We start from the raw sequence: 14,248 nt of genomic DNA, 5'->3' as shown, positions 1-14,248 counted from the left end.
AAATATTTACCAATAACAGCAGTAAAAGTTGAAACATCACCTACATACAGCCAAAGCATAAGTTTTACGAATTGTTATACTTTGTAAATTAAATGGATAAACTATTGACTTTTAGACAAATGGGCTGAAGTTAAAAGGCATATAAGACGGTAATTTCAGCAATATTTCACCAAGTTTGAATTATTGTTAAAATATCTCTAACAAAGTGCAGGTGAAGACTCTATAATTCAACGAGAAACAACTCTCCACATAGGGTCTTCATCGCGGCTTCAGTAAAATTCTGAGATGCGGTAATGGTTCACTTTGTGGTATTCATGATTCCTCATTCCTTATCAAGAGAGGAGGTCAAATGACAATAAGTCCTCCGGAGCGAGAGGAAAAGAAGGCAAGAGTAATCGTCGATAACGATCCAGTTCCAACCTCATTCGAAAAATGGGCGCAACCTGGACACTTTGACAGATCCTTAGCCAGAGGTCCCAAAACCACCACATGGATTTGGAACCTGCACGCACTCGCCCATGATTTTGATACACATACAAGCGATTTAGAAGATATATCCCGCAAGATATTCTCAGCCCACTTCGGCCACCTAGCCGTAGTGACAATCTGGTTGAGCGGGATGATTTTCCACGGCGCGAAGTTTTCTAACTACGAAGCTTGGCTAAGTGACCCGTTAAACGTTAAGCCTAGCGCTCAAGTCGTTTGGCCTATTGTTGGACAAGACATTTTAAACGGTGATGTTGGCGGTGGTTTCCACGGTATTCAAATCACCTCCGGTTTGTTCCAAGTATGGCGTGGTTGGGGGATCACAAACTCCTTCCAGCTTTACTGCACTGCGATCGGTGGCTTGGTACTAGCAGGCTTATTCCTATTTGCTGGCTGGTTCCACTACCACAAACGCGCTCCCAAACTGGAATGGTTCCAGAATGTGGAGTCGATGCTGAATCACCACTTGCAAGTATTGTTAGGTTGTGGTTCCTTGGGATGGGCAGGTCACATAATCCACGTGTCCGCACCGACCAACAAGCTTTTGGATGCAGGCGTTGCTCTCAAAGACATCCCCTTGCCCCACGAGTTCATCTTGAACAAAGACTTGTTGACCGAGTTGTATCCTAGTTTTGCTGCTGGTTTAGCACCTTTCTTCACCTTGAATTGGGGTCAGTACGCTGACTTCCTGACCTTCAAGGGCGGTCTGAACCCAGTAACTGGCGGCTTGTGGATGACTGATATTGCTCATCACCACTTAGCGATCGCAGTTGTCTTTATCATTGCTGGTCATCAGTACCGTACTAACTGGGGTATTGGTCATAGCATTAAAGAGATCCTGGAAAACCACAAAGGGCCTTTTACCGGTGAAGGTCACAAAGGTTTGTATGAAAACCTGACCACATCCTGGCACGCTCAATTGGGAACGAACCTGGCCTTCTTGGGTTCGCTGACCATTATTGTGGCGCATCACATGTACGCGATGCCCCCTTATCCATATTTGGCAACTGATTATGCTACACAGTTGTGCATTTTCACTCACCACATGTGGATTGGAGGATTCTTGATTGTAGGCGGTGCGGCTCACGCTACCATCTTCATGGTGCGGGATTACGATCCTGTGGTCAATCAAAACAATCTTTTGGATCGGGTACTTCGTCATAGAGATGCAATCATCTCTCACCTAAACTGGGTGTGTATATTCCTTGGCTTCCATAGCTTTGGGTTGTATATCCACAATGACACCATGCGTGCCTTGGGTCGTCCCCAAGATATGTTTTCGGATACAGCAATCCAATTGCAACCAGTTTTTGCCCAATGGGTACAAAACATCCACACCTTAGCTCCTGGTGGCACTGCTCCCAATGCTCTAGAACCAGTTAGCTATGCGTTTGGTGGTGGAATCTTGGCGGTAGGCGGCAAAGTGGCGATGATGCCCATTGCTCTGGGTACAGCCGACTTTATGATCCATCACATCCACGCATTCCAAATTCACGTTACCGTCCTGATTCTGTTAAAAGGATTCCTGTTTGCCCGTAGCTCTCGTCTGATTCCAGACAAAGCAAACCTGGGCTTCCGCTTCCCTTGCGACGGCCCTGGTCGTGGTGGTACCTGTCAAGTGTCTGGTTGGGATCACGTGTTCCTCGGACTATTCTGGATGTACAACACCATATCCATCGCAATTTTCCACTTCAGCTGGAAGATGCAATCAGATGTATGGGGAACCGTAGATGCAGATGGTGCTGTGACTCACATCACTGGTGGTAACTTTGCCCAAAGCGCGATTACCATCAACGGTTGGTTGCGAGACTTCTTGTGGGCACAAGCTACACAAGTCATCAATTCCTATGGCAGTGCGCTATCTGCTTATGGACTCATGTTCTTAGGCGCTCACTTTGTTTGGGCATTCAGCTTGATGTTCCTGTTCAGTGGTCGCGGCTACTGGCAAGAACTGATTGAGTCCATTGTTTGGGCACATAACAAACTGAAGGTAGCACCAGCAATTCAGCCTCGCGCTTTGAGTATTATTCAAGGTCGGGCTGTAGGGGTAGCTCACTACCTATTGGGAGGAATTGCCACAACTTGGGCGTTCTTCCATGCACACATCCTTTCATTAGGGTAGCAATCAGCAAAATTTTGGATTTTAGATTTTAGATTCAATTCAAAATCTAAAATTCAAAATCCAACTGATACTTGATGGCTAAAGGTCAGAGGATATATTAAACCTATGGCGACAAAATTTCCAAAATTTAGCCAGGATCTCGCACAGGATCCGACTACTCGTCGGATATGGTATGCGATCGCTACAGGCAACGATTTTGAAACCCATGATGGCATGACGGAAGAAAATCTTTACCAAAAGATTTTCGCAACTCACTTCGGTCACTTGGCAATCATCTTCCTGTGGGCATCCAGCCTCCTGTTCCACGTGGCCTGGCAAGGTAACTTCGAACAGTGGATTAAAGATCCCCTTCATATCCGTCCCATCGCCCATGCGATTTGGGATCCCCACTTTGGTAAACCAGCGATCGAAGCTTTTACCCAAGCTGGCGCTAGTAACCCTGTAAACATTACCTACTCTGGTATTTACCACTGGTGGTACACCATCGGTATGCGGACAAACAGCGAACTGTACACCGGTTCAGTATTCCTGTTATTGTTCGCAGCTGTACTCTTATTTGCTGGCTGGTTACACTTGCAACCCAAGTACCGTCCTAGCTTGGCATGGTTTAAGAGTGCTGAACACCGCCTAAACCACCACTTAGCAGGTTTGTTTGGCGTTAGTTCATTGGCTTGGGCTGGTCACTTAATCCACGTTGCTATCCCCGAATCTCGCGGACAGCACGTAGGTTGGGATAACTTCCTCAACACACCACCCCACCCAGCTGGTTTAACACCATTCTTTACAGGCAACTGGGGTGTTTACGCTCAAAACCCTGACACTCCTGGGCATGTATTTAGTACATCTCAAGGTGCAGGGACTGCAATTCTGACTTTCTTGGGTGGTTTCCATCCCCAGACAGAAGCTTTGTGGTTGACTGACATGGCTCATCACCACTTGGCGATCGCAGTTATCTTCATTGTTGCCGGACACCAGTACCGGACTAACTTCGGAATTGGTCACAGCATCAAAGAAATGCTGAACTCCAAATCCGGTTTAGTACCTGGTAGCAAGAGCGAAGGTCAGTTCAACCTGCCTCACCAAGGGTTGTACGACACCTATAACAACTCATTGCACTTCCAGTTAGGTATTCACCTAGCTGCTCTAGGAACCATCACCTCTTTGGTGGCACAGCACATGTACGCCATGCCTCCTTATGCATTTATTGCTAAGGACTACACAACTCAGGCAGCGCTGTACACGCACCACCAATACATTGCTGGTTTCCTAATCCTCGGTGCTTTTGCTCACGGAGCTATATTCTGGGTACGTGATTACGATCCAGAACAAAACAAAGGCAACGTTCTTGAGCGCGTATTGAAGCACAAAGAAGCGATTATCTCCCACCTTAGCTGGGTATCTCTTTTCTTAGGCTTCCACACCCTCAGCTTGTACGTTCACAACGATGTAGTTGTTGCTTTCGGTACTCCTGAAAAGCAAATCCTGATCGAGCCAGTGTTTGCCCAGTTCGTCCAAGCTGCTCATGGTAAAGTACTCTACGGCTTAGACACCTTGTTGTCTAACCCAGATAGTATTGCCAATACAGCATGGCCCAACTACGCTAACGTTTGGTTGCCAGGCTGGTTAGATGCCATCAATGCTGGTACTAACTCCCTGTTCTTGACAATTGGCCCTGGCGACTTCTTGGTACACCATGCGATCGCTTTAGGTCTGCACACCACCACTTTGATCTTGGTCAAAGGTGCTTTGGATGCCCGTGGTTCTAAGCTGATGCCCGATAAAAAGGACTTCGGCTATGCCTTCCCTTGTGACGGCCCCGGTCGTGGCGGTACTTGCGACATCTCAGGTTGGGATTCCTTCTACCTCGCTACATTCTGGATGCTGAATACCCTTGGTTGGGTTACGTTCTACTGGCATTGGAAACATCTAGGTATTTGGCAAGGCAACGTTGCTCAGTTCAATGAGAACTCTACATATCTCATGGGCTGGTTCCGCGATTACCTCTGGGCTAACTCTGCTCAGTTGATTAATGGTTACAACCCCTACGGCGTGAATAACCTTTCTGTCTGGGCTTGGATGTTCCTGTTTGGACACCTAGTTTGGGCTACTGGTTTCATGTTCTTAATCTCCTGGAGAGGTTACTGGCAAGAGTTGATTGAAACCCTTGTTTGGGCACACGAACGCACTCCTCTAGCTAACCTAGTTCGCTGGAAAGATAAGCCCGTGGCTCTGTCTATCGTTCAAGGTCGTGTAGTTGGTCTAGCTCACTTCACTGTTGGCTACATCGTGACTTACGCCGCATTCTTGATTGCTTCTACTGCTGGCAAGTTCGGTTAATTTGGCTGCTAGTTTCGTAGATAAGTAATAAAAATCCCCTGCCGCAAGGTGGGGGATTTTTTCATTTTTGATTACTTTTTATACTTTTTTGGGAACTCTAAAGCACAGAAAATACTTTATGTACATATCAATAAGATGAGATTAGAAACTCAAGTTAAACAAAATTCGCATTGTGCAGTTTTTTCTCGAAATTACTCTGAACATCTTGATGAAGCAGTTGAAATTAGTAATTGTAATCCCAAACAGCCAATTACCTTCCGCTCATCTGTAGTTTGGTCATCAGCTAAAAAAGCAATAGAAACTCACGGTCAACGTAAAATTTACTTTGCAACCGTAGGAGATTTTAACTTAGTTAAATACGAAGGAAACTTAGAAAAAGTTGAATTGAATCCAGAATTAAATCCTCAAACAGCACAAGAGTTAATAATGTTTGACAGGGCTGCAAATTACCCCATAATTATCCCAAAATAATTTCAGAGCCTAACCTTTTTTCAGTAAATTCTCGAATATGAGTAAGAATAAACTTTCATTTGCTCATTAAGAGCAGATTATCGTATTATATTCAACTAATAGCCAAGGTTATACATACTTACAATATTTGTAACCACTGAGTTATAAAAAATGGTCATTTTGGGAAAATACTGCTTTCAGCAACAGTGTTTTCACAAAGAAGACTTGTATACCACCAAAAAACTGTACTTTAAAGAGATCGTAAATTGTCTAAGATAATCTCCTCAACACACTTTACAGAACTATACAGTGTAAATAAGAATAATAACTTAACCGAAGTAAAATTTTCCTGAATGCAGGCAATTAATGTTGTGATAGGGAAAAGAGTGAGTAGAGGAGAGAGAAAGCGATGAGGGATCCTTATCTGTTGGCAGCAGGCTTGTTAACAGGATTAGCAATACCAGCATCGGCTCTTCCACATTTGTCGATTGTCCTGCCAGAAAGTTCTAGATTCCTGTGGGATTTAAAACAAGGCTCGCAGACAATAGTAAGTAGACAAATCATCCCCAGCGTTGATCTCTCCTTACCAGAACTCAGTGGGCAAGCGTTCCAACCCCTAAAAAATTTACAGCCGACGGTAGACGAGAAAAATGTCTCTAGCGTACCCGAACCCAATAGTGAAGGATTACCAGCCTCAACAGAATCATTAGCCAACCCCAGCGCTCAAGCAACGAGTATTTCATTGACATCTGGTAATCAACTTTACTACCAAAGATTGGCGGCTTTGAAAACAGGTCAGATTTATACACGCGCTAATAGTAATAATTTGCAATCATTGTGGGAGTCGATCAGGAAACGTCAACTGACTTATGATGACTGGAAAAGTTTACTCGCTTTAGAAGCCAGAGCGATCGCTCGAGGTCAAGGTTCAAATCATCTAAGCATCTTAGTTGGTGATTCTTTGAGCATGTGGTTTCCTAGAGAAAAACTCCCCACTGGGAAATTGTGGCTCAATCAAGGCATCTCTGGAGATACTTCCAGTGGAGTTTTAAAAAGATTAGGGGCATTTTCGGCAACCCGCCCCAATGTTATTTACGTCATGGCTGGGATTAACGACTTACGAAAAGGCGATAGCGATGACACAATCTTGCGTAATTATCGCCGGATTGTCCGTCGTTTAAGGGAGACTCACCCAAAAACTGAAATCATTGTTCAATCAATTCTGCCTACGCGCCTAGCAAAACTTTCCAATAGCCGTATTCGTCACATAAATAGCCAACTAACCCAGATTGCTAAACAAGAAGGCGCTAATTATTTAAATATTTATAGCTGGTTTACGGATATGGAAGGAAATTTGCGCTCAGAGTTGACCACCGATGGTTTACACCTGTCGCAAGAAGGTTATGATGTTTGGCGCTCGGCACTACAGCAGATAGAATACAAGCTAACTCAGCGTGAAAATTGAGCGATCGCCTCAAGCTTCGAGCGATGTCTACGATGGGCTGCGCTTACGCAACTTTAGATTTATGGAAATTACCGATAACGATGCTATCACCATACGTTCGCTAATTGAAAATCAATTGGCAGCATTTCAAAAGGATGATGCTCAAGGTGCTTTTGCTTTCGCCAGTCCAGGAATTCAGGCGCAATTTGGCACTCCAGAAAATTTTGTCCAGATGGTGAAGATAAGTTACCCAGCAGTATACCGTCCTCGTTCCGTCTTTTTTGAGAAGATAACAACCATTGAGGGAAACATAACTCAGCCACTGCTACTACTTGCTCCTGATGGAGTTCCCTTAAGAGCTTTATATCTTATGGAAAAACAGCCGGATAATGCCTGGAGGATAAACGGCTGCTTTCTAGTTTCTGTAGAAGGTAAAAAAATATAAGAGTGTTCCAAAAAATAAATGATCCAAAACCCGTCATTGCGAGCGAAGCGAAGCAATCGCAAGGGCTGGGATTGCTTCGCTTCGCTCGCAATGACAATTGAGCATTTTTTTACTTGGAGGACTCTAACTGGATCTCTATAAAACCAAAATTTTATAATTTAACGCCCAAAGCTTGCCGATTATTCAAAACCTGATTCAACTTACCACTGCGATAACCTTCCAAATCCAGGGTTACGTAAAGAAATCCGAAATCCTGAAATACAGAAACTACTTTTTGTAAATCTGTCGTTAACACAAACTCTTTAATTTGTTCTGGTGATAATTCAATGCGTGCTGTATCCCCTTCCGATCGCACACGCAAATTCTGCCAACCCAGCTTTCTTAAGAAAATTTCGGCTCTCCCAACTCGTTGTAACTTAGTGACAGTAATCTCTTCACCATAAGGAAAGCGAGAACTTAGGCAAGGTTGAGCGGGTTTATCCCACCAAGGTAAACCGAGTTGTTGTGAAAGTTGGCGAACTTCAACTTTGGTAACACCCACTTCGGCTAAAGGCGATCGCGCCCCTCTTTCTTTCGCCGCCTGAATTCCTGGGCGATAATCATGCAAATCATCGGCATTTACCCCATCCACCACGTAGGGATAACCCGACTGCAAAGCTAAAGGTTTGAGAGTATCGTGCAACTCACTTTTGCAAAAATAACAGCGATTAACCGGGTTAGAGGTGTAATTAGGATTTTCCATCTCGTGAGTCTGGACTATTTTATGAGCAATCCCAATAGTTGCCGCTTGAATTTTGGCATCTTCCAACTCTTCTGGTAAAAGTGAAGGAGAAACAGCCGTGACAGCCAGAGCGCGATCGCCCAGTGCATCATAAGCAATTTTGGCAACTAAAGTGCTATCAACGCCCCCAGAGTAGGCAATCAATGCCTGATCCATCTCTTCAAATAAGGCTTTTAATTGCTCAAATTTTTTTGTCAGCATCATTTCCCAATCCTACTCAAACCCTATAGCACCCAACAATTTTTATTGTAGTCATTGGGAATTGGGAATTGGGAATTGAGAATTGGGTATGGCTCAAGAATCAATAAATAGTTCTTCTTCCCCTGCTCCCTGCCCCTTGCTCCCTGCTCCCTGCCCCCTGCTCCCTGCCCCCTGCTCCCTGCCCCCTGCTCCCTGCCCCCTGCTCCCCTACTCCCTGCCTCCTGCCCCACTGCTGTACTTGGCTACCAGACTGGCTAAAAGTGGTAAATCAATCGGCTTAGAAATATAGTCATTTACTCCAGCTGCTAGACAGGTTTCGCGATCGCCTTTCATCGCCATTGCTGTTTGAACAATTACCGGAATTGTCCGATATTGCTCGTGTTCTCGCAGTTGTTGCACCAAGTTAAGACCATTTCCATCTGCCAGACAAACATCCATTAAAATCACTGCTGGATCTAGCTGTGTTAGAGCTTCCCACATTTCGGTAGCATTTTTAACCCAAGTTACCTGATATCCTAATCTCCGCAGATAAATTTGCATTAAATCAGCGTTGGGTAAGTCATTTTCTACCAGCAAAATATCTTTAGAGGAACTAGGGGTGAAAGGTAGAGGAGATGAGGAATATTGGGCTTCCTTATCTACGTCATTTACGTCATCTCCCGCTACTCCCGCCTCTTGCTTAAGGGGAAGTACAAGGGTAAAACGGGAGCCGCCATCTACTTTAGATTCCACTTTCACAGAACCACCGTGAATTTGCGCGAGTTCCCGAGTTACTGCTAAACCCAAACCAGTCCCTTCAGCACCACCAGCGATAGCCTTGGCAATTTGAAAATAGGGTTCAAATAATTGAGTTTGGTCTTTTGGAGAAATACCACTGCCAGTATCCCAAACTGTAAAATGTACAGACACACCTTTGGGAACAACCTGTAAACCAACACTTCCTTTGCTGGTGAACTTTAGGGCATTGAAAAGTAAATTCAACAGCATTTGCTTAAGTCGCAAAGAGTCAGCTACTAGGGTTGTGATCTCGGAGTCAATTTCTAGACGAAGTTTTAAACCCTTATTAGCAGCTTTCTCTTTCACCAGTGCGAGAACATTGCTACATAACAGTGGTACATCTACTGTTTCCCACTGCACCTCTAGCTGGTTTGCTTCAATTTTAGAGAGATCCAAAATATCATTAATCAGAGCTAGCAAATGTTTACCGCTAGACTGGATGATGTGTAAATACTCTTGCTGGCGTTCTTTAGTTGGTTCATACCCTTGAGCTAACAGCAAGTGGGTAAATCCAATAATGGAACTAAGCGGTGTGCGAATTTCGTGGCTAGTGTTTGCCAAAAACTGATTTTTCAGTTGATTAGTGCGCTCCAATTCTTGATTAGAAGCACTTAACTCTTGATATTGTCGCTGCCAAGATAGGATATGTCTGAGTTGTACCAAGGCTGTAGTACAGTACTTGGCAGACCTAACCATCAATTCCGATCTCAGTTGAGCAAGTGAATCTATGAGCGACTCACAATTAGAGTTTAGGGGAGTTGCGGCGATAATTAGCCAGCCCATGACACAGCCAGAATCATCAGCTAACCGCCAAGCGCTTGGTGGCTGTTGATTCTCAAGCTGCTGCAAATCTTCGAGTTCTATAACCTGTTGCAATCTCAACAGCAGCTTTTTTTCTGCTGTTAACACTTCTAAAAATAAAGGTTGTGAGTTTGGGGATGGAGAATGAGAAACATAGCAAACTGTGGCAACAGCTTCTTGTGGTTGAAACAGAGCCATGCCTACAGCATAATCTGTAATCACCAGATTACTGCTGCTAACAGCAGTGTTAATCTCGTTAACCACCATTTGGAGAATTTCTGCTTCTGCGGCCTCTGCTTGTGGGACAGTATTACAAGCAGAAAGCAGGTAATCATTAAGACGACTTTGCAACTGGCTCAAGCTGCTCTCCAGCCACAACTTGGCGCGAAGTTGCTGAATTGTTGTCAAAACTTTTGGCGTTGCATCTATCTGTGAGTTCTGGTCTGATAAGCTTGAGTACTGCTGCATGGTCAACTAGACCGTTGAACAAATTTAGCTTCGTATAAAAATCCAAAAAGGATTTTATGCATATTAACCGACAATTCTTTTTTATTTATAAACCATAACTTATGTTGTTATAAACCATAACTTATGATGTCGAATTTAGCACTAGTCCAAAAAAATTATTCTATAAACCACTGTCCTAAAATTTTTTAAAGCAATTGAAGACTTATGGATATACAATTCGCCCAGCTAATCGTCAACGGGATTGCGGTAGGGAGCATTATTGCTTTAGCCGCAGTAGGACTGACTCTTACTTATGGAATTTTACGGCTATCTAACTTTGCTCATGGTGATTTTTTAACTTTAGGAGCCTATCTCACTTGGCTGATCAATAGTATTGGGGTTAATATTTGGCTGTCAATGATCCTGGCGGCGGTGGGAACAGTAGCAGCAATGCTGTTATCGGAAAAGTTATTGTGGTCGAAGATGCGCTCTATCCGTGCTACTTCCACTACGCTGATTATTATTTCTATCGGACTTGCCTTATTTCTTCGCAATGGGATTATTTTGATCTGGGGTGGCAAGAACCAAAACTATAATTTACCTGTAACCACAGCTTTAGACATCTTTGGCTTAAAAATACCGCAAAATCAATTATTGGTATTGGGGTTAGCGGTGCTAGCAATTTTGGCTCTGCATTACCTCCTGCAAAATACCAAAATAGGTAAGGCGATGCGAGCAGTTGCTGACGATCTTGACTTAGCCAGGGTTTCAGGTATTAATGTCGACCGAGTAATTTTCTGGACTTGGCTAATTGCTGGCACTCTTACGTCATTGGGAGGCAGTATGTATGGGTTGATTACAGCCGTGCGTCCAAATATGGGGTGGTTCTTAATTCTACCGTTATTTGCCTCAGTAATTCTTGGCGGGATTGGCAACCCTTACGGTGCGATCGCAGCAGCTTTTATCATTGGCATTGTCCAAGAAATTAGCACCCCCTGGCTAGGTTCCCAGTATAAACAAGGTATAGCACTGTTGATCATGATTTTGGTGCTGCTCATTCGTCCCAAAGGTTTATTCAAAGGAACGATTTGAGCAGCACCACTCCACTTCTAACTATTCAATAATGTGGAAATAGTAGGCTGCCACCAAGAAATTGATAGCTAATAACAACAGTGCCCAGCCTGTGCGAAAGGCGTAGGGAGGTTTAGCTCCACTGTCGGCAACTGGGGAATTAGCAGGATTCTTCGTTGTTTTAGCGGTCATAATGCGACTCTCCTAATGTCATGACTTTTTAAGGAATACCAAACTGGCGTACCAAATACCCAAATTCTTTAAGAATATTTGTGTGAAGTTGGGAATTGGGAAGAGGCAGAGGGGCAGGGAGCAGGGAGAAGAGGGGAAAGAGGTAATTTTTATTCTCCCCCTTGCCCCCTGCCCCCTGCTCCCTGCTCCCTTGCTTCATCCCCACTCCCCACTCCCTCCTCTCCAGCATGATAGGAACTGCGAACCAGAGGCCCGGAACGGACATGGTTGAATCCCATTTCCCATGCTAATCTGCCGAGTTGATCGAATTCCTCTGGAGTCCAATATTTTTGAACTGGCAGATGTTCTAAAGAAGGGCGCATATACTGCCCCATAGTCAAGCGATCGCACGCCACAGCCCTTAAATCAGCCATTGCTTCAATGACTTCATCAAGTGTTTCACCGTGTCCCAGCATCAAACCTGATTTAGTGGGAATTGTCGAATCGATTTCTTTAACCATAGCTAGTACTGAGAGCGAGCGATCGTATTTGGCCCCCCGACGCACTGGCCCAGTTAACCGCCGCACTGTCTCGATATTGTGATTGAAACACGCTGGTTTAGCTTTCACAATCATCGCTATTCGTTGGCGTTGACCTGATTCCCCAACACCAGCACCACCCCAAAAATCTGGGGTCAGCACTTCAATTTGAGTCTCTGGGTTTAATTGGCGGATAGTAGCGATCGTCTCCACAAAATGCCCTGCGCCCTGATCGGACAGGTCGTCACGGGCGACAGAAGTCAGCACTACATAACGCAATCCCAAAAGCTGTACAGCCTCTGCTACCTTTTGCGGTTCTTCTAAATCAAGAGGCATCGGTGAATGACCTTTATCTACTTGACAAAAAGCACAAGAGCGCGTGCAGGTAGGCCCCATTAGCAAGAAAGTTGCAGTTTTTTGGGCATAGCACTCTCCCCGGTTAGGACAGCGACCTTCTTCGCAAATTGTGTGGATTTGGCGCTGCTTAATAATGCGTTGTACGGTAGAGATTTCACTAGCTTTAGCGATCGGGCGACGTAACCAGCTAGGCATTGCCGCAATTTCAGATTTTAGTTCGGCTTGTTGTGACGAAATCATAGACATCCAAGCAAGATACGGATATAAAGTAGTGGTCTTTAAATGGACAAAACAAGAATAGACGCAGAAACGGTCTTAATATCTCCGTGTCTCCGTGCCTTTATATGCTTTATGCACTAAAACAAAGCTAAAGCCTTAAATATCACCATGACATAAATCGAAAAGAGCGCAAGCAAAAGTTTTACAAAACACCTCTGGCAATGTCATTTATACCGAAATATACTATCCCCCAATTGCTAGAAATTTTGTATATAGTGGGAGGATTCTCAAGGACAATCGGCAAAGTCGCTATTTACACTTAAAGTTTCTGTTAGAGCAAACAGTCGTGGCAAGCAACAAGATTTTAGTTATCGATGACACTACAGTTGTCAGGGTAAAAGTACGAGAAATGTTGCCTCCGGGCAATTTTGAGGTACTGGAAGCAAAAGACGGTTTAGAAGGACTAAATTTTATTCTTCAGGAAAAACTCAGCCTGATTATGCTGGATTTCCTGTTGCCTAAAATGAGCGGCTGGGAAGTTTTCCAAAAAGTCCAAGCCGATCCGGAATTAAGGAAAATTCCTTTGGTGATCATGTCTGGTCGCAAGGAAGAAGTAACTGAGAAGATCACGGAACCCTTTGAATACTTTGAATTTCTGGGTAAGCCTTTCGATCAGAAGCAACTAATTAACGCAATTAAGTTAGCTATGACTAAGGCGAAACTGCCGCGCCCAGAATTAGTCGCAGTAGGAGCAGGGGTTGCTGTTAAAAATAGCACGGTTGCAACTTCTAGTGTTGCAACTGCTACAGTAGCAGCCCCTAACGTCGCAAATACTGCGATGCCTATGGCGGCAAGCAACGCAACTCCTACTGTTGCCAATACTGCGATGCCTACGGCGGCAAGCAACGCAACTCCTACTGCTGGAGGAGTTTCGGACGCAGAAATTAATGCGTTGAACGAGAAAATTGTCAAAATGCAAGCTGAAATCGATGGCTTGAAGAAACAGCTAACTCAAGTTGTTACCTTTATTAAACAAAAAATCAAGTAGCATTTGTGTTCATTATTATTATCGCAGCTAAAAATGCCCCGTTATGATGAACGGGTGTCCGATTAAAAGCGGGTAAAAATAGTTAATTCAAAAATACTTATGTTGACAAATCATCGTTGACAACAAAATTCAGAAACAAGAAGAAAATTACACGTAGGAGCAATTCGTGAATTGCTCCTACATTTTGATTGTAATTTCGCGTAAGTTTTATAGGTGCATCTTCAAAAATAAATGGTATCAATTCCTCGTCTAGAAAAACATTCCTAGATCACCGAAGCCTGCCACAGTTTACTTTTAACCCAAGAAAAACGGCAGGCTTTTTTGTTGTTTAGTCTCCCAGATACAAAATATTTTTCATAACTTGATAGCTAACCCACAGACGTAAAACAGTAAGAGCAAATATTTACCAAATAAATTTAGTAGCAATGTGCTTGGCAATCTTATGTCTTTATGCCCAAATTAGCCTGTTCATAATTACATCCTTCAAAATCGGGTATTTAGGTAAAAATTAGTTTTATTAATACAAATTAAACAAACGAAATTATTATTTCA

General features: G+C 43.8%; 11 protein-coding genes. 7 read left to right on the top strand and 4 right to left on the bottom strand.

Translation table 11 applies throughout. The features are described from left to right. Positions 1–349 precede the first annotated feature (349 nt). From psaA to VB732_RS02065, 5 genes are all read left to right on the top strand, one after another. Positions 350–2,608 carry a photosystem I core protein PsaA gene (gene psaA, locus VB732_RS02085; RefSeq protein WP_323229145.1) on the top strand — a complete coding sequence of 753 codons (2,259 nt, stop codon included), beginning with the start codon at positions 350–352 and terminating at the stop codon, positions 2,606–2,608. A 105-nt stretch (positions 2,609–2,713) separates the two neighbouring features. Continuing rightward, positions 2,714–4,945 (top strand): photosystem I core protein PsaB, encoded by a 2,232-nt coding sequence (gene psaB / locus VB732_RS02080; RefSeq protein ID WP_323229144.1) that lies wholly within the window; start codon positions 2,714–2,716, stop codon positions 4,943–4,945. 135 nt (positions 4,946–5,080) lie between these two features. Then, positions 5,081–5,416, top strand: a complete 336-nt coding sequence (locus VB732_RS02075) for a hypothetical protein (RefSeq protein WP_323229142.1) — start codon at positions 5,081–5,083, stop codon at positions 5,414–5,416. A 388-nt stretch (positions 5,417–5,804) separates the two neighbouring features. Further along, a complete protein-coding gene (locus VB732_RS02070) occupies positions 5,805–6,860 on the top strand; it encodes an SGNH/GDSL hydrolase family protein (protein WP_323229141.1) in 1,056 nt (351 codons plus the stop codon). 61 nt (positions 6,861–6,921) lie between these two features. Continuing rightward, a complete protein-coding gene (locus VB732_RS02065) occupies positions 6,922–7,284 on the top strand; it encodes a DUF4864 domain-containing protein (RefSeq protein ID WP_323229172.1) in 363 nt (120 codons plus the stop codon). 151 nt (positions 7,285–7,435) lie between these two features. Here the strand turns inward: VB732_RS02065 and larE are convergent, their stop codons facing one another. Further along, positions 7,436–8,269, bottom strand: coding sequence for an ATP-dependent sacrificial sulfur transferase LarE (larE, locus tag VB732_RS02060; RefSeq protein ID WP_323229139.1), 834 nt, complete (start codon positions 8,267–8,269; stop codon positions 7,436–7,438). Positions 8,270–8,473: 204 nt separating this feature from the next. Continuing rightward, the gene (gene hrmK, locus VB732_RS02055) at positions 8,474–10,312 is read right to left on the bottom strand and encodes a hybrid histidine kinase/response regulator HrmK (RefSeq protein WP_323229138.1); all 1,839 of its coding nucleotides are present in this window, start codon (positions 10,310–10,312) and stop codon (positions 8,474–8,476) included. A gap of 204 nt (positions 10,313–10,516) precedes the next feature. On the opposite strand from hrmK, the gene VB732_RS02050 reads away from it, so the two are divergent. Continuing rightward, complete coding sequence (locus VB732_RS02050) at positions 10,517–11,383, top strand: branched-chain amino acid ABC transporter permease (protein WP_323229136.1); 867 nt, start codon at positions 10,517–10,519, stop codon at positions 11,381–11,383. 21 nt (positions 11,384–11,404) lie between these two features. On the opposite strand, the gene VB732_RS02045 is transcribed toward VB732_RS02050, so the two are convergent. Together VB732_RS02045 and lipA are read right to left on the bottom strand one after the other, a co-directional pair. Continuing rightward, the gene (locus VB732_RS02045; RefSeq protein ID WP_185581604.1) at positions 11,405–11,554 is read right to left on the bottom strand and encodes a photosystem I protein PsaX; all 150 of its coding nucleotides are present in this window, start codon (positions 11,552–11,554) and stop codon (positions 11,405–11,407) included. A 149-nt stretch (positions 11,555–11,703) separates the two neighbouring features. Then, positions 11,704–12,669: a lipoyl synthase gene (gene lipA, locus VB732_RS02040; protein WP_323229134.1), complete on the bottom strand. Its 966-nt coding sequence runs from the start codon at positions 12,667–12,669 to the stop codon at positions 11,704–11,706. 325 nt (positions 12,670–12,994) lie between these two features. Between lipA and VB732_RS02035 the strand changes: the two genes are divergently transcribed. Next, positions 12,995–13,696: a response regulator gene (locus tag VB732_RS02035; RefSeq protein WP_323229132.1), complete on the top strand. Its 702-nt coding sequence runs from the start codon at positions 12,995–12,997 to the stop codon at positions 13,694–13,696. Positions 13,697–14,248 lie beyond the last annotated feature (552 nt).

Source organism: Nostoc sp. UHCC 0252 (genome assembly GCF_034931145.1).
Taxonomy (GTDB): Bacteria; Cyanobacteriota; Cyanobacteriia; order Cyanobacteriales; family Nostocaceae; genus Nostoc.
The sequence above is the reverse complement of the archived record's forward strand: the minus strand, read 5'-3'. Positions and strand labels throughout refer to the sequence as shown.

Coding starts and splice junctions, on each gene's coding strand:
- psaA (WP_323229145.1), top strand. CDS start 350: ATGACAATAAGTCCTCCGGAGCGAGAGGAAAAGAAGGCAAGAGTAATC.
- psaB (WP_323229144.1), top strand. CDS start 2,714: ATGGCGACAAAATTTCCAAAATTTAGCCAGGATCTCGCACAGGATCCG.
- VB732_RS02075 (WP_323229142.1), top strand. CDS start 5,081: ATGAGATTAGAAACTCAAGTTAAACAAAATTCGCATTGTGCAGTTTTT.
- VB732_RS02070 (WP_323229141.1), top strand. CDS start 5,805: ATGAGGGATCCTTATCTGTTGGCAGCAGGCTTGTTAACAGGATTAGCA.
- VB732_RS02065 (WP_323229172.1), top strand. CDS start 6,922: ATGGAAATTACCGATAACGATGCTATCACCATACGTTCGCTAATTGAA.
- larE (WP_323229139.1), bottom strand. CDS start 8,269: ATGATGCTGACAAAAAAATTTGAGCAATTAAAAGCCTTATTTGAAGAG.
- hrmK (WP_323229138.1), bottom strand. CDS start 10,312: ATGCAGCAGTACTCAAGCTTATCAGACCAGAACTCACAGATAGATGCA.
- VB732_RS02050 (WP_323229136.1), top strand. CDS start 10,517: ATGGATATACAATTCGCCCAGCTAATCGTCAACGGGATTGCGGTAGGG.
- VB732_RS02045 (WP_185581604.1), bottom strand. CDS start 11,554: ATGACCGCTAAAACAACGAAGAATCCTGCTAATTCCCCAGTTGCCGAC.
- lipA (WP_323229134.1), bottom strand. CDS start 12,669: ATGATTTCGTCACAACAAGCCGAACTAAAATCTGAAATTGCGGCAATG.